This window comes from Aerococcus agrisoli (genome assembly GCF_003797145.1).
GTDB classification, from domain to species: Bacteria; Bacillota; Bacilli; order Lactobacillales; family Aerococcaceae; genus Aerococcus; species Aerococcus agrisoli.
In genome coordinates, this window is record NZ_RKMG01000007.1 from 71642 (window position 1) to 87268 (window position 15627).

Annotated in this window: 16 protein-coding genes and 2 pseudogenes; 5 read left to right on the top strand and 13 right to left on the bottom strand. The window is 41.2% G+C overall.

Translation table 11 applies throughout. The annotated features are described in order from the left end of the window. Positions 1-53: 53 nt before the first annotated feature. Positions 54-815 (top strand): peptidoglycan editing factor PgeF, encoded by a 762-nt coding sequence (pgeF, locus tag EF384_RS03515; protein ID WP_233570024.1) that lies wholly within the window; start codon positions 54-56, stop codon positions 813-815. Positions 816-1231: 416 nt separating this feature from the next. Here pgeF and EF384_RS03520 read toward each other — a convergent pair whose 3' ends face one another. The 11 genes and pseudogenes from EF384_RS03520 to EF384_RS03570 form a co-directional block, all read right to left on the bottom strand. Then, a complete protein-coding gene (locus EF384_RS03520) occupies positions 1232-1654 on the bottom strand; it encodes an Hsp20/alpha crystallin family protein (protein ID WP_123779609.1) in 423 nt (140 codons plus the stop codon). Positions 1655-1787: 133 nt separating this feature from the next. Continuing rightward, positions 1788-2287 (bottom strand): annotated as a pseudogene (locus EF384_RS03525) (cupin domain-containing protein). 141 nt (positions 2288-2428) lie between these two features. Then, positions 2429-3379: a type I phosphomannose isomerase catalytic subunit gene (locus tag EF384_RS03530; protein ID WP_123779623.1), complete on the bottom strand. Its 951-nt coding sequence runs from the start codon at positions 3377-3379 to the stop codon at positions 2429-2431. A gap of 6 nt (positions 3380-3385) precedes the next feature. Beyond that, complete coding sequence (locus EF384_RS03535; protein ID WP_123779610.1) at positions 3386-3775, bottom strand: DUF956 family protein; 390 nt, start codon at positions 3773-3775, stop codon at positions 3386-3388. 1 nt (position 3776) lies between these two features. After that, complete coding sequence (locus EF384_RS03540) at positions 3777-4724, bottom strand: PTS system mannose/fructose/sorbose family transporter subunit IID (protein WP_123779611.1); 948 nt, start codon at positions 4722-4724, stop codon at positions 3777-3779. 12 nt (positions 4725-4736) lie between these two features. Further along, complete coding sequence (locus EF384_RS03545; RefSeq protein WP_123779612.1) at positions 4737-5546, bottom strand: mannose/fructose/sorbose family PTS transporter subunit IIC; 810 nt, start codon at positions 5544-5546, stop codon at positions 4737-4739. A 20-nt stretch (positions 5547-5566) separates the two neighbouring features. Then, positions 5567-6550 carry a mannose/fructose/sorbose PTS transporter subunit IIA gene (locus EF384_RS03550; protein WP_123779613.1) on the bottom strand — a complete coding sequence of 328 codons (984 nt, stop codon included), beginning with the start codon at positions 6548-6550 and terminating at the stop codon, positions 5567-5569. 399 nt (positions 6551-6949) lie between these two features. Further along, complete coding sequence (locus tag EF384_RS03555) at positions 6950-7786, bottom strand: MetQ/NlpA family ABC transporter substrate-binding protein (protein WP_123779614.1); 837 nt, start codon at positions 7784-7786, stop codon at positions 6950-6952. Positions 7787-7975: 189 nt separating this feature from the next. Further along, positions 7976-9205 carry an LL-diaminopimelate aminotransferase gene (locus EF384_RS03560; protein WP_123779615.1) on the bottom strand — a complete coding sequence of 410 codons (1230 nt, stop codon included), beginning with the start codon at positions 9203-9205 and terminating at the stop codon, positions 7976-7978. 69 nt (positions 9206-9274) lie between these two features. Beyond that, on the bottom strand, positions 9275-10045 hold the full coding sequence (locus tag EF384_RS03565) for a hypothetical protein (RefSeq protein ID WP_148076697.1): 771 nt from the start codon (positions 10043-10045) through the stop codon (positions 9275-9277). Positions 10046-10138: 93 nt separating this feature from the next. After that, complete coding sequence (locus EF384_RS03570; protein ID WP_123779617.1) at positions 10139-10513, bottom strand: MerR family transcriptional regulator; 375 nt, start codon at positions 10511-10513, stop codon at positions 10139-10141. A gap of 230 nt (positions 10514-10743) precedes the next feature. Here EF384_RS03570 and EF384_RS03575 point away from each other — a divergent pair, with 230 nt between their 5' ends. Beyond that, positions 10744-11637, top strand: coding sequence for a cation diffusion facilitator family transporter (locus tag EF384_RS03575; protein ID WP_233570026.1), 894 nt, complete (start codon positions 10744-10746; stop codon positions 11635-11637). 135 nt (positions 11638-11772) lie between these two features. Here EF384_RS03575 and EF384_RS03580 read toward each other — a convergent pair whose 3' ends face one another. Beyond that, positions 11773-12951, bottom strand: coding sequence for a MalY/PatB family protein (locus EF384_RS03580; protein WP_123779618.1), 1179 nt, complete (start codon positions 12949-12951; stop codon positions 11773-11775). A 206-nt stretch (positions 12952-13157) separates the two neighbouring features. Between EF384_RS03580 and dhaM the strand changes: the two genes are divergently transcribed. The 3 genes from dhaM to dhaL are packed head-to-tail and all read left to right on the top strand — an operon-like array spanning position 13158 to position 15180. Beyond that, a complete protein-coding gene (gene dhaM / locus EF384_RS03585) occupies positions 13158-13544 on the top strand; it encodes a dihydroxyacetone kinase phosphoryl donor subunit DhaM (protein WP_123779619.1) in 387 nt (128 codons plus the stop codon). Between the two features lie 42 nt (positions 13545-13586). Next, positions 13587-14585: a dihydroxyacetone kinase subunit DhaK gene (gene dhaK / locus EF384_RS03590; protein WP_123779620.1), complete on the top strand. Its 999-nt coding sequence runs from the start codon at positions 13587-13589 to the stop codon at positions 14583-14585. Between the two features lie 22 nt (positions 14586-14607). Next, positions 14608-15180 (top strand): dihydroxyacetone kinase subunit DhaL, encoded by a 573-nt coding sequence (dhaL, locus tag EF384_RS03595; protein WP_123779621.1) that lies wholly within the window; start codon positions 14608-14610, stop codon positions 15178-15180. A 282-nt stretch (positions 15181-15462) separates the two neighbouring features. Here the strand turns inward: dhaL and EF384_RS09815 are convergent. Beyond that, positions 15463-15627, bottom strand: a pseudogene (locus EF384_RS09815) (IS30 family transposase); the annotation flags it as partial.

Sequence of the window (15627 nt, forward strand, 5' to 3'; positions counted from 1 at the left end):
AGGCCTTATTGCTATAATAGAAATAGCAAAACAACCACGAAAGGATGATACACATGTACATTCAATACGATAAGCTACCCGAAGATATTATCGCCGGCACCACCCTAAAAGACGACACACTCGCCCTATCCGGTAACCTAGCCCTACACACTGGCGATGATCCCGAAATGATTATTACCAATCGTGAAAAACTAGCCGCAGACCTTAAGCTGCCAGCCAATCGCTTCGTATTTGCCAACCAAACCCATTCCAAAAATGCACACCTCGTCACCACTAGTGACCTAGGTCGAGGCAGCAGAGACACCACATCTGCCATCGATGACGTCGATGCCGTCTATACCTATGAAAAGAATGCCGTTATTGGCGTATTCACCGCCGATTGCGTGCCTGTCCTTTTCTATGACGAACGGACAGATTTGATTGGCGCCATTCACTCTGGCTGGAAAGGTACCGTCCAAGACATCGTGTCGCAAACCTTTGCCCAAATCAAAGCAGCAGATGAAGATTTCTACATGGGTTCAGTGAAAGCCATTCTAGGGCCCTCTATCAGTCAAACGTCATTTGAAGTTGACCAAGATGTTGCTGATCAATTCAAAGCCCTCGGTTACGCTGATGACTTTATAAAATGGGATGAAACGCGCGGAAAATTCTTGGTAGATAACCAAGCCACCGTCATCGAACAACTCAAACGCGTAGGTTTCCTGGCCGATAATATTCGCCCTTCCGACCAAGACACCTATGTCATGGCCGACGGTTTTTCATATCGATTAGACAAAACAAAAGGCCGTCACTTCAACTTCATCGCCCGCGTTTAAAATAGGGTTTATCCGAATGAAATTTTTTATAAAACGGTGTTGCTCTAATTAGACAAATGAAGGCATAAAAAAAACGAGTCGCTGGGTAGGCGACTCGTTTTTACTATTTATCTTTCATTTGGGAGGAGAAAGATTTTATGAAGAAAAGTTTGTTTGGTTTGTTTAGTTGCGTTCGCCTGGGCAGACAGGTCTCCACTTCAGACATACTTGTCTAAACGTCCGCGTTCACAGCCTTTATTGGGTATGCTTATATAATAGGCGATATTTTTGAAGAATTTGTGAATATATTGGGAAAGTTGATGACTTTTTGCGATAAGTTCATTAGGAATCCCTAAACCACTTCACTCAAGCACTATTTCCTTTCAAAAAAAAACCAGGGACCCTTTCTCGCAAGGCCCCTAGTGTATAAATCCTTATTAGTTAATTTCAATGCGGTGACAATTTGTTTCTTTGTCGGCTGCTTTTGGCATGGTGACTGTTAAGACGCCATTTTCAAATGAAGCGTCAATGTCTTCATGTTTGATATGTTCAACTAAGAATTGACGGATAAAGGATTGACTAGATCGTTCACGACGAATATAAGTTCCTTCTTTTTCGTCTTTCTCTTCGTTAGTTGTCTCTTTATTTGCAGCTATCGTTAGGACATTATTGCTGTAATCAATGTTGATATCCTCTTTATTGAATCCAGGCAATTCTGCATCTAGAATATAAGCATTGTCTGTTTCACGAATATCAGTTTTGATCATTCTCCGTGTATCCATCATACTATCGAAGAAATCATCATTGAAAAAGTTACGACCTAACCCTCTATTATTGTTCATAGTTGGTAAAAATCCCATAACACATTTCCTTTCTATTCGTATGTACCTTATTTCTTACTACACTTATATTATATACTCAATTATCACTGTTGTCAACAGAGTGCTAATTTTACATCTCCCTTGCCTTTTCAATAACTTAAATGTTATAAAACTATTCTGCATCTGGTAAAGTTAACTTTTCAATCATTTCCTGATAGTCGGGATATTTTTCAATCAACTCCGTACGCGTAAATAATTCAAAATCCTCATACTCAAATCCAGGGCTCACCATACAAGATACTAATGAATATGTATCCGTATCTTCCACACTAGATCCGAAAATCGTATTTTTGGGCACGACTGCTTGTAGTACTTGACCATCTTCAACATCTAAGCCAAGTTTGATGGTTTCATAATTACCTTCAGGTGTAATCATATGAACCGTCAGTGGACTACCATAATGGTAATACCAAACCTCATCCGCAGTTAAACGGTGCAAACGTGACGGATTATCACTCGTCAGCAGAAATAAATACTTGTGTATAAGGCACGTTCCGCTTGGCCTTCTAGTTGCACTCGTTCGTCAGATTTTAGCACTTGGTAAAAATATCCGCCCTCATCGTGACCTTCCATATTAAAATGCTCGATCCATACTGATTGGTCTTTCATCATGATGCCTCCATTTATTACAGCCATATTTTCAATACATTCATACGTTCATCATAACTTTTTTCACTGAAATGCGCACCAAAATTCTGCCCAAATAAAAAGAGGTCGGGACATGTCCCAACCTCTTCCAATATTGTCATCGATTTAGCGTTCCTCCGCTACCATCAAAGCCATATCTCCTGATAAAGTGACTTGTGATAAGTCACTTGGCAAGATGAAGGCATCAGGTGCTTGAATGGACCAACTTTGATCACCAACAGTGATTTGGCCAGCCCCTTCAATCACGGTACATAATTGATACGCACGCGAAAGATCCAAACGCATTTCATCTGTAACGGTCCATTTAAATACCGCAAAGTAGTCATTCGTCCAGTAATCATAGCTAGTGCCACCCTCGAGCTTCGTTAATTCAGCTGTTGGTTTGGTATCCACATGTGGAAAAATGGTGACATCCGCTGATTGTTGGATGTGTAAATCACGTTCATTGCCCGCTGCATCCTTGCGTCCATAATCATATACACGATAAGTCGTGTTAGAACTTTGTTGCGTTTCTAAAATCAAGACGCCACCACCAATCGCATGAATCGTACCCGCTGGCACAGCGAAGAAATCGCCCGCTTTGACAGGTACCTTGCGTAGCAAGTCATCCCATTGGTTGTTGGCAACCATATCTAGGAAGGCTTGCTTATCAGCTGCATTGTGGCCATAAATCAAATAAGCACCTGGATCTGCATCCATGATATACCAACATTCTGTCTTACCTAAATCATTCTCATGAGCTAAGCCGTATGCATCATCTGGATGCACTTGGACAGATAAATCTTCCTTGGCGTCAATGATTTTGATTAGTAAGGGGAAACGGTCTGCTGCTTGTCCACCAAAAATATCAGGCGCTTGCTGATATAAATCCGCAAGTTTTAGGCCTTTATAAGCTTCCGGTGACGTAACAATCGATTGGCCGTGTTCATGACCTGAAATCACCCAGGCTTCACCTGTATGCTCAGAAGGAATGTCCATGCCAAATTGTGTTTGTAACTTTTGACCGCCCCAAATTTTTTCTTCTAGGTAGGCTTGTAAGAATATTGGTTCTTGTATCATGAATTACTCCTCGTTGTTGTTTTGCTTCTTTTTCTTAAAAGGATTCTTGAACATACTAGCCAGATTACTTTGTTGTGCGACGAATTTCTCCCGAGGCAAATGCTTACGCATTGCTCGCAAGCTATCTTTGGCTTCATCGACAACAAATTCCAGGAGTTGACCTTCATCAGTTTCAAAATAGAAACCGCGGACGTAACGTCCTTTGAAGAACATCTGTACGCGGATGCGCTTGATGTTAACCCATGGAATTTGGATAAAGCCTGGTCCGGCCTCGGCAACATACTCAACCCCCTTGTCCCCTACCATGAGTAAACCTGGTTTAGGACTTAAGGGATTCAGCATGGCATTTGCCTTGGACACGAACTCGACTTCAGTATTTAGTTGTTGAACCATTCTAGCCCATGATTCCTAAAACGTATAATACAATACCAACCACAAAGATAGCGAAGATTAAGGTAGTTGCACTTACTTTACGTTTTAATAGGTACATACATGTTAATGTTAAGATTAATGGCATCATACCTGGTAACAATTGGTTAAATACATCGCCCAAAGTAGTTACTGAAGTTGGGTTGATTAATTTACCAGATGTAATTTGGTTGATTACTTCACGTAATGAATCAGCTGTTACTGAGTTAGTATTTGCTGCTTCAGCTAAACCGTCTAAGTTTACCATGTTGTCTGCAGAGTTTGTTACTTCAGAGATTTTCACTGGGAAGTTCATAGATGTCCAACGAGGTACCAAGACACCCATTACAAACATACCTAAGATTGAAGCCCCAACAGTGATTTTTTGAATAATACCACCAGACAAGTCTTTTGTAATTTCAGAACCTGCACGGTAACCCAACTCTTGTGTGTACCAAGTAAAGGCAACACGAATTAAGTTCCATAATACGAAGAATAAGATTGGACCTAGGATTGATTGGCTCAATGCTAGAGATGCTGCGAAGGCACCTAATACTGGACGTAAAGTACCCCAGAAGATTGGGTCACCAACACCAGCTAAAGGACCCATCATACCAACTTTAACCCCTTGGATTGCTTGGTCTTCAATTTCAGTACCATTTGCTTTTTCTTCTTCCATCGCTAAGGTTACACCTAAGATTGGTGCTTCTACATATGGATGAGAGTTGATAAATTCCAAGTGACGTTGTAAAGCTGCGACACGATCTTCTTTAGTTGTATATAATTTTTTGATTGCAGGGGCAAGAACATAAGCCCAACCCACGTTATGCATACGTTCGTAGTTCCATGAAGCTTGGACGAAAGTTAGACGCCAGTTTGCTTTCATGCGGTCTCTTTTAGTTAAAGTTATGCGGTTTGTTGTTTCTTCAGTCATGTCTACCCCTCCTTAATAGTCTTCTAAGATAGCATCTAATTGAGCATCAACTGAACCAGAACCACCTGAGCCTGAGCCAGAACCACCGTTAAATTGTGGAGATAATTCAATATAGATTAATGCTAATGATAAACCAATGATACCCATAGCTACCAAGTTCAATTCAGTTACCGCTGCTAAAGCGAAACCAATAAAGAAGAATGGCCATGTTGTTTTTGTAGCCATCATGTTGATAACCATTGCGTAACCAACGGCAACGATCATACCACCACCAACAGCTAAACCACCAGTAATCCAGTCAGGAATTGCATTTAAAGCACCTTGGATTGCTGTAGCTGGTAAAGCTAATGTAGCGATTGCTGGGATCATAACACGTAAACCTTGTAAACCTAAGGCCATCAAGTTGGCAGATTCTACACCTGCGATTGACCCTTTTTCTGCTTGGCCATCAGCGTAGTGAGCTAAACCTACAGTCATTGTACGAACAAAAATTGTTAATACTTGACCAGCGATTGCTAATGGTACGGCAATTGCGATACCTTCTGAAACGCTAGCACCTTTAGTTAATACTAAGATACCTGCGATTACACCTGCTAAGGCTGCATCGGGCGCTTGCGCTGCACCAATGTTCATCCAACCTAGGGCGATTAATTGTAATTGACCACCTAATAATAAACCTTCAGTTAAGTTACCAGTTACAAGACCAATTAACGTACAAACAATGATTGGTTGGTGTAATTGGAATGAGTCCAACACACTTTCAAAACCTGCGAATAATGCAATAATACAAATAGCGATTGCTGCAAAAATAGAAATATCCATGTTGTTGTCGACCTCCTTTTTTAAATTAAGTTATTGTTTTTCAATAATTTTTCTAAGTTTTCGTCACTGTCAGTAGGTACTTTACGAACATCGAATTTCACGCCTAAATCTTGCAATTTACGTAAAGTTTCAACGTCATGTTCGTCTACTGATAATGAGCGAGAAATCATTGTCTTACCTTTTGAATGGGCCATAGAACCTAGGTTAACTTCTTTAATGTCAACGCCAGCTTCAACAGCTGCTAATACATCGTCTGGTGTTTCAAATAATAATAATGCCTTCGTATTACCAAAACGAGGATCCTTGTCAATTTCAGCTAATTTAGAAACTGGAATTGTATTCGCACGCACGCCATTTGGTGCTGCTTGTTGAATCAATGATTTACGCATATCGTCATGTGCTACTTTGTCAGAAACGACAATAATACGGTTAGGGTTTACAGAACGTACCCAACCAGTCGCAACTTGACCATGTAATAAACGCGTATCTACACGAGCTAATACGTATTTGATTTTGCCATCGCCTAGAACAGTTCCTGGTGCTAAAGTACCTACATTGCTTTCAGTAGCTTCTGCTGCCGCTGGGGCCTCATCAATACCTTCACCAAATGCTTCTGGTTTCACACGGATACCAGATACTTCACGAGATAAGATATGTTTTGCAACTGCTTCAACCTCATCTGAACCAAAACGTTGTCCCAACGCTTCAAGTAACATTGGTAAATTTAAACCACTCACAATTGCCGTACGTTCTGGCATTTCTTCATGAATGATATTTGCCTGATTAAATGGAGAACCTCCCCATAAATCGACTAAAAACAGGATTTGTAACGCGTCATCGAAAGATTCTACAGCTTCCAACAAGTGCGCACGCAAATCTTCTGGACCTTCTTCAGGCATAAATGTAACTGCCTGCAGATTTTCTTGTGCTCCGAAAATCATTTCAGCAGATTGTTTAATACCTTCTGCGAACTTACCGTGACTCGCCAAAATAATTCCTATCATTGTTAAACCTCCCTAAAAAAATTTGGACATGTGTATCCGTTTACAAGTATATGCGTAAAAACAAGCAAATACAATCAAAAATTACAGTAAAGTAACCATTTTATGCCAAAATGCGTCATTTTATTGCAATAATAACCATTTTTTGTGGGATGAAGTGTCAGCAAAATGCATTTTTGCTTTCGAAAGCAGACAACTTGTCTAGTTTATTACAAAATAGGGCTTTCTATTGAAGTGAAAATGTCACTTTTCCAGTTTTAAAAAACCGTCATTGCAAAATTTGCCTACCTTTTTCATTAAAGTTTACTCATTATATGACCTAGATATGCTATTTTTTGCTACAAATTATGAAAAAAACGACACAAATCCATATAAAAATGATTTGCACCGTTCCATCTTGGTTTATTCTCCTGTCCACACATCTGCCACTGGTACTTCTACTTCAATTTTAGTACCTTCGAATTCTTCTGCTACAAATTTTTGCACTTCGTCGCTATGATATAAATCACCTAATTTTTGTAGGGTTTCATCATCAGCTCTATCGGCTACTGTAGCGATAACATTGATCGTCCCGTTTGTATTTTCGTCTAATTCTTCTATATATATAGCATCCTTAGTGACATTTAAACCAGCTTCTAACGCTAAGGTGTTACCGATTACCGAGAAATCAACGTCTTGCAAACTGCGTGCCAATTGTAGTTCATCTATTTGAACAAATGCTAAATTCAAGGGATTTTCAGTAATATCCTCTACTGTTCCTTTGTCTGGGTCAAAGTCATCTGACAAGGTGATTAACCCTGCGCCCTGCAATACCAACAATTGACGGGCTTGTGTGGCGCTATTGACCCCTACTGATACCGAATCACCTTCACTTACTTCAGAGATGTCTTCATATTTATCTGAATATACACCCATTGGTTCACGATATGTTGTTGCGATGGGTACTAATTTGGTATCTGAATTTTCATTAAATGTATACATGTAGCTTAGGTTTTGGAAGGCATTTACATCAACTTCCTGTTCTGCGGTTGCTTGGTTGGTTTGAACGCCATCCCCCTCCATAGAAACCACTTCAATAGCTAGGTCTGCCTCCTTAACTGCGTCGGAATCCGCAATGAACTCCCATGTATCCACGTCTGAACCACGTGAAGCTACCGTTACCGTTTCTTGGGCATCAGCGTTGCCACATCCGGCTAGTATAAGTGCGATTGCCGAAGTAATCCAAATACTTTTCTTCATAAAACAAAACGCCCATCCTTTTCCCTCAAGGGTTATTGTCTAATCTTATCACACTTTACCCTTGAGGAAATTCCGATTATTCGCCCACTTTTAATCGAAATTAACGAACACGAGGACAAGAAAAAGAACCGATACATCCCTTGTAGGAGAAGTACCGGTAGTTGGCGAATATAGAATGACCAAGTTTGATTATGCGTTTTGTGCTTTCAAGCCCTTGATACGTTCGATTGCTTCTGCTGTTTTTTCATAGGTATTGAAGGCAGTTAGACGGAAGTAGCCTGCGCCTGAAGGGCCGAAGCCTACGCCTGGTGTACCAACGATTTGAACTGTTTCTAATAGGTAGTCGAAGAAGTCCCATGAGTCCATGCCGTTTGGCGTTTTCATCCATACGTATGGTGCGTTGATACCACCGAAGACTTCGAAACCTGCTTCTTCTAGACCTTCGCGGATTAGTGTTGCGTTGCGACGGTAGTAAGCGATGTTTTCTTCTAGTTGCGCTTTACCTTCTTCTGTATAGGTTGCTTCACCTGCACGTTGAACGATGTATGGTGCACCATTGAATTTGGTAGAGATACGACGTTTCCACATATCTAATAGTGACACGCCATCGATTTCTACTTCTTTAGGGATAATCGTTGCACCTAAACGTAAACCAGTGAAACCAGCACGTTTAGAGAATGAACGAATCTCAATCGCACATGTACGCGCGCCTGGTAATTCAAAGATTGAATGTGGCACATCGTCTTCCGTAATGAATGATTCATACGCTGAGTCAAAAATAAGGATTGCGTCGTTGGCATTCGCCCAGTCAACCCATTCTTGTAGGTCGGCTGTGTTTAAAGTCGTACCTGTTGGGTTATTTGGATAACATAGGTAAACAAGGTCCACATGCTCAGTAGGCAATGATGGTTTGAAATCATTTTCCGCGGTTGCAGATAGGTAAACTAAGTCAGACCATTTACCAGTTTCCTCGTTGTAGTCCCCACCGCGACCAGCCATAATGTTTGAGTCTACGTAAACGGGATATACTGGATCACCAACGGCAATTTTAATGTCTGGGCCAAAGATTTCTTGGATGTTTGAGGAGTCAGATTTTGCCCCATCAGAAATCACAATTTCGTCTACGGAAATGTCGGCACCACGAGCTGCAAATTCATTTTTTTGAATGGCTTCGCGTAAGAAATCGTAACCATGATCTGGTGCATAACCTTTGAATGTGTCAGCATTTGCTTGCTCGTCTACAGCTTTATGTAATGCTTCGATAACTGCTGGTGCAAGTGGCAAGGTAACATCCCCAACACCTAAACGGATAACATCCTTGTCTGGGTTAGCTGCTTCATAAGCTGCTTGACGACGTTTTACTTCTGCAAATAAATAAGAGCCTGGTAAGCGTTGGTAATCTTTATTAATTTGATTCATTTGAAAACTCCTCCATTATATATGCACGATTTTTGTTTTTTCCACCGGTTGAGGGCTCAACGGTTCTTGTCATACTCTATCAAAATGTGTTCCTAGCGGCAGATTTGACTGCGTTTCAGAACAATCCTTAAATCCCAAAGTACGGGCTTTAAGTTCATTTTCTTCCAACGGTTCAAATCTAAACGCCTCTTGTCGCACTCTATCAAAATGTGTTCCTAGAGGCAGATTTGACTGCGTTTCAGAAAAATCCTTAAATCCCAAAGTACGGGCTTTAAGTTCATTTTCTTCCAACGGTTCAAATCTAAACGCCTCTTGTCGCACTCTATCAAAATGTGTTCCTAGAGGCAGATTTGACTGCGTTTCAGAAAAATCCTTAAATCCCAAAGTACGGGCTTTAAGTTCATTTTCTTCCAACGGTTCAAATCTAAACGCCTCTTGTCGCACTCTATCAAAATGTGTTCCTAGAGGCAGATTTGACTGCGTTTCAGAAAAATCCTTAAATCCCAAAGTACGGGCTTTAAGTTCATTTTCTTCCAACGGTTCAAATCTAAACGCCTCTTGTCGCACTCTATCAAAATGTGTTCCTAGAGGCAGATTTGACTGCGTTTCAGAAAAATCCTTAAATCCCAAAGTACGGGCTTTAAGTTCATTTTCTTCCAACGGTTCAAATCTAAACGCCTCTTGTCGCACTCTATCAAAATGTGTTCCTAGAGGCAGATTTGACTGCGTTTCAGAAAAATCCTTAAATCCCAAAGTACGGGCTTTAAGTTCATTTTCTTCCAACGGTTCAAATCTAAACGCCTCTTGTCGCACTCTATCAAAATGTGTTCCTAGAACCAACCCTCTGCCCACTTCAGATTAGCTGGCGATGTCTTCCGTCATCACGGGCGCTAATCTTCCACCGGTTGAGGGCTGAACGGTTCTAGTCGCACTCTATCTCATTGGGTAGTCTTGATCCGGGTTGGTGTTTCGAAAGCCACCCTGGTTCAAAATTTCGTTATAGAGAATGCGTCTTACATCCTCATCGGTTAATTGTTTTGTGTTACTTGACTTCGGTTGAATATGTTGACGATTATAGGTATTGTAAATGGCTTGAATACTCATGCCTTCGTTTAAATAATCTTTGATTTCAAGGAGTCTATCTACATCATTAAGGGAATACATTCGGCGATTCGTTTCGGAACGTTTAGGCTTAATCAGCTTTTGTTCTTCGTAGTAACGTATCTGTCGAGGTGTTAAATCCGTTAACTGCACGACTGTGCCAATGGGGAAAACAGCTAAGGTTCGTCGCAGTTCTTTTTCCTTCATACAAATTCACCTTCATTCATTTTTTAATTGTATTTTAATCTCATGTTATATTAGTTGACATAAATAGTCAATGAAAATTTATGTTAAAAATGCCATGAAATTTTTGACTTATTTTCTTAAGGTTATACCTTGCAATGTATGAAGTAGGCGACTATAATATAAAGAATTGCGTTTTTTGCATATTGGCAATATTTCGCCTTCATTCATCTATCGAAAGGAAGCTTATTCAAATGGTAAATGACCAAAACAAGATGACCTCAAATCATAATGCAAATCCCAAATTAGCAAAACGTGGCATTTATCTAAGTATCGCGGCCTATATCATTATTTCGACTAGCAAATTATTCGTTGGTGCCAATTTTCATTCAAATGCCGTTTTTGCGGATGGGATGAATAACTTTACCGATGCCTTCGCATCAATTGCCCTACTGATTGGCATGATCCTCTCCCAACGTCCAGCCGACCAAAACCATCGTTATGGTCACTATAAAATTGAAACCATTACAACCTTAATCATGTCCTTCGTCATTTTCTATATTGGGATTACCTTAACCAAAGACTCTATCATCTCCCTGATCAACCAGGACTATGATACGCCAACACCTATCAACGCGATTATCGGACTCGCATCCGGCGTCGTGATGTCTGGTGTTTACTGGTATAACAATACGCTCGGGCAAAAATTAAATAGCCCTAGTTTGAAAGCATCCGCCAAAGATAATCTAGCCGATGCACTCACCTCTTTTGCCACCGCCTTATCCGTTATTTTAAGTCGAACAGGCATTGCTTGGTTGGATGGCGCTATGGCCGTGATTGTTGGGCTAATTATTGTGAAATCTGGCTTGGTTATCTTTCGGGATTCTGCCTTCGCCTTGTCAGACGGTTTCCCGCAAACAGAACTTGACGAATACAAGCATATCGTTGAAGATATCCCCGGCGTTATATCTGTAGCGGACATACGCGGACGTAATTATGGTGCCAATATTTACATCGATATCACCATTTACGTGGACCCGCATATCTCGGTTCAAGCAGGCCATGATATCACAGAAGTGGTGGAAACTACACTGCAAAATACAGGTAACATCACCGCCATTGATGTCCATGTGGAACCCTTCCGTTAAATTCGCCTATGCAAGGTAAGACTTAAACAGTCGATAATGTAAGAAAACATATCATTAGAAAAAAGTTACACGAAAATGTGGTTGAGATCTGATAGTCTCAACCACATTTTTTACTTTACTCGCCTAATAGAAACTTTAGCCCTTAATCGCAGCAACCAAATTCTTAGCGGCTGTTTCGATAATTTCCGGTCTTGTCGCTAAGTTAATACGAATATGCGTATCATCAGCATTTGTAGGCCAATATAAAGTCCCATAGTTGACAGCTAACTTGGCTTTATTTTGCACAATATCTTCTAAATCTGCCGATTTCACATAGGCACCTAAATCTAACCAGGCGAGGTAAGTACCCTCTAAATCACTGAACGTTACTTCAGGTAAGGCTGCTTGAATCGTATCTTTCAATAAGTTGTAGTTAGACCAAATGATTTCATTGACTGCATCTAACCATTCACCACCATGCGTATAGGCAGCTTCTGCTGCGATATATCCAGCTGGTTGACCCCCTGTTAGATGAATGCTATGTAAGAAAGTATCTAATTTTACACGTTTTTCAGCATTTGGTACCACTAAGAATGAGTGGTTTAATCCAGCTAAGTTAAAGGTTTTAGATGGTGATGCGAATAATACATAGTTATCATAGTCCGGATCGATGTTACCGATAGCAATATGTTCATGCCCTGGCATGATTAAGTCACGGTGAATTTCGTCTGATAGTAATAGCACGTCATAGGCTTTACATAAATCAACGACTTTGGTCAATTCTTCTTTTGTCCAGACGCGACCAGTTGGGTTTTGTGGTGAACAGAATAGGATTGCCTTAATATCGTCATGTTTAAAGGCATCTTCCATGGCTTCAAAATTAATGGTATAGCCTTGAACGTCATCCCCTAATAAATCTTGCATCACTAAAGTGCGGTTGGCTTCTTCAATTACCGTACGGAATGGATTATAGACAGGGTTTTGAATCAATACCTTGTCCCCTTCGTTTGTAAATGCATGCAGTGCAAAGGCAATACCTGTACACACACCTGGCGCGAATCGGTACCATTCAGCTTTTGTTTCATAATTGTATTGAGCTTTTGTCCAGTCAACAATCGCAGTATAGTAAGATTCTGGCACAGAATAGTAACCATAATATTGTTCTTCCACAAAATTTTGCAAGGCTTCTTTTATTTCTTTAGCAGGCGCAAAATCCATATCCGCAATCCAAATTGGGACTAAATCACTTGCCCCAAATTTTTCTGGCAAATCATGCCATTTCATTGCTTTCGTTTGTGAGCGGTCAGGGCTATAATCTTTTAAAATATCTACCATTTTACATCCTCCTATGCATAACTTGTACTTGATAGTATTATTTTATCACACCTAGCACAATCTAGAAAAAGGGACAATAGTTTACCTTTAATCGTTTCTACCTATCACAATAGACACCGACACCTATCTTGCTTGTTGTCTGTACAGATTCTTGATATAATGAAAGCGCATACGGAAATATCACCAAAACTTGGAGGTTCATGCATATGTCAAATTTACTGATACTCGTTTCACACAGCCCACAGATTACTGAAGGTTTGAAAGAATTGCTAGAAACCATGGTGCCCGACGACAATAACAGATTTGAAGTAATCGCCGCTGGAGGTACTGATGATGGCGAAATCGGGACATCCGTCAACAGAATTCTAGATCCTATTCTTGCCAATCCCGACAAGGAAATCTTCATCTTCACCGACATGGGCTCAGCTGTCTTATCCGCTGAAACCGCCCTCGATTTCCTGGATGATGACGCTAAAAGCCACACCCATCTAGTTAAAGGCCCGCTGGTGGAAGGTGCATATGTTGGGGCAGTCCAATCGACCATAGATCGTACACCAGAGGAATTGCTGCAAGCAGTCAAGAAACAAAGTTAAATTTTTTGTCATAGATATATAAAACCTGAGGAGGTTATCTCAATGAAAAAAATTATCAATCAACCCGGTGATGTTGTCACACAAATGGTCAAAGGGCTAGCCAGTGCACATGCTGATATCCTTGCCCAAGTGCCCGACACCCAGGTCTTGTACCGAACTGTTGAAACACCAAACATCGTGGGTATCGTTTCTGGAGGTGGCTCTGGTCACGAACCAAGTCATGCAGGTTTCGTCGGCAAAGGTATGCTATCAGCTGCCGTATCCGGTGAAGTATTTACCTCTCCAACACCTGACCAAATCTTCGAAGGTATCAAAGCTGCAGACAATGGGGCTGGCGTCTTTTTAGTAATCAAAAACTATACTGGTGACGTAATGAACTTTGAAATCGCCCAAGAATTCGCTGAAGCTGAAGGTATCGAAACAGCAGCTATTATCGTAGACGACGACATTGCTATGGAAGATTCCACTTATACAGCTGGCCGTCGTGGCATTGCCGGAACAGTCTTCATGCACAAAATCATCGGTTACTACGCCGACCAAGGCAAATCACTAACCGAACTGGCTGATATCGCTGTAAAAGTAAATAACAACCTCAAATCCATCGGTCTTGCCCTCTCAGCAGCTACTGTTCCAGAAGTCGGCAAGCCGGGCTTTGACATCGCGGACGACGAATTTGAATACGGCATTGGTATACACGGCGAACCTGGCTACCGCCGCGAAAAGATTAAACCTGCCAGTGAAATGGCAGCCGAATTGATTGCCCGTCTAAATGAAGAATTTGCTTGGGCTGAAGGCGACCACTATGCTGTCCTCGTCAATGGTATGGGTGGTACGCCGTTAATGGAGCTTTACTTATTCTGGAATGATATCCATGAACAGTTAACTGCTGCTGGATTGCAAATTGATTTCGTCAAAGTCGGCAATCTCATGACATCTCTAGACATGGAAGGTGCCTCATTGACCCTACTTAAAGTACCTAGCGAAGATGCAGAATGGATCACAGCCTTACAAGCACCAGTGAATACGGCTGCTTGGGGTTAGTTAATCGAGAGGATTGATATATATGGAAGTAACTGATGTTCTAGCCTGGTTAAATCCCTGGTTTGATAAATTAATCGAAGAAAAAGCCTATTTAAGTGACTTAGACCAAAAAATTGGAGACGGTGACCATGGGAATAACATGGCCCGTGGTGCGGTTGCAACCAAAGAAGCCCTTGAAACAAAGGCACCTACTGATGTGCCCGCCTTGTTCATGACTGTTGCCCAAACACTGATGAGTAAAATTGGTGGCGCATCCGGTCCTTTATACGGTTCTGCCTTCCTAGCCATGTCTGGCGCTGCGAAGAAGACAGATGATCTAAGCGAAATCTTTGCTGCCGGATTAGACAAAATTCAACAACGTGGTAAGGCTGACCTAGGTGAAAAAACCATGGTCGATGTATGGCATCCCGCTATAGAAGCCTTGAAAACAGACAGTTTAACCCAAGAAACATTAGACCAAGCTCGTGAAACAACAACCGGACTCAAAGCCACTAAAGGACGTGCCTCATACTACGGTGACCGTTCCATCGGTGAACCTGATCCAGGTGCAGAATCAAGCATATATTTGTTTGAAGCCCTGTTAGCGACCTTATAATAGAAGAAAAACCGGGAGACCTAGCGTTGAAGCTAGATCTCCCGGTTTTTTGATTCTATAATAAAGTTTCTTTGCTTTATTTACTTTTCATAAATTTCAAGTTTAAGTTAGCCACTACAGGTAACTCATTTGTTTGATACCGTAACTGCCTCGTTATTCTAAATCAGTGAGGCCTTGATAATGAACTGAGGTATGATAGTCTTCAGACGATTCTGGCCCCAGGCCAGCTTTCCAGACATGAAGCCATGTCCCGAGTGAGGATAGTTATCAAGGAATAATGGGTCAAGCCACCAACCGTTCTTGCTTGAATGCCTGGACGAATGTATCATGTGGTGTCGCATAACCCAAAATTTTCCGCGGGTAATCGTTCATCCAACGCTGGATCCGCAAAATCTGGTTCTCGCTCACCTCACTAATCGGGCTTCCCTTGGGGATGAAACGGCGAAT

Coding starts and splice junctions, on each gene's coding strand:
- EF384_RS03545 (WP_123779612.1), bottom strand. CDS start 5,546: ATGGATATTTCTATTTTTGCAGCAATCGCTATTTGTATTATTGCATTA.
- EF384_RS03560 (WP_123779615.1), bottom strand. CDS start 9,205: ATGAATCAAATTAATAAAGATTACCAACGCTTACCAGGCTCTTATTTA.
- dhaM (WP_123779619.1), top strand. CDS start 13,158: ATGTCAAATTTACTGATACTCGTTTCACACAGCCCACAGATTACTGAA.
- EF384_RS03520 (WP_123779609.1), bottom strand. CDS start 1,654: ATGGGATTTTTACCAACTATGAACAATAATAGAGGGTTAGGTCGTAAC.
- pgeF (WP_233570024.1), top strand. CDS start 54: ATGTACATTCAATACGATAAGCTACCCGAAGATATTATCGCCGGCACC.
- EF384_RS03555 (WP_123779614.1), bottom strand. CDS start 7,786: ATGAAGAAAAGTATTTGGATTACTTCGGCAATCGCACTTATACTAGCC.
- EF384_RS03580 (WP_123779618.1), bottom strand. CDS start 12,951: ATGGTAGATATTTTAAAAGATTATAGCCCTGACCGCTCACAAACGAAA.
- dhaL (WP_123779621.1), top strand. CDS start 14,608: ATGGAAGTAACTGATGTTCTAGCCTGGTTAAATCCCTGGTTTGATAAA.
- EF384_RS03575 (WP_233570026.1), top strand. CDS start 10,744: ATGGTAAATGACCAAAACAAGATGACCTCAAATCATAATGCAAATCCC.
- EF384_RS03535 (WP_123779610.1), bottom strand. CDS start 3,775: ATGGTTCAACAACTAAATACTGAAGTCGAGTTCGTGTCCAAGGCAAAT.
- EF384_RS03550 (WP_123779613.1), bottom strand. CDS start 6,550: ATGATAGGAATTATTTTGGCGAGTCACGGTAAGTTCGCAGAAGGTATT.
- EF384_RS03540 (WP_123779611.1), bottom strand. CDS start 4,724: ATGACTGAAGAAACAACAAACCGCATAACTTTAACTAAAAGAGACCGC.
- EF384_RS03570 (WP_123779617.1), bottom strand. CDS start 10,513: ATGAAGGAAAAAGAACTGCGACGAACCTTAGCTGTTTTCCCCATTGGC.
- dhaK (WP_123779620.1), top strand. CDS start 13,587: ATGAAAAAAATTATCAATCAACCCGGTGATGTTGTCACACAAATGGTC.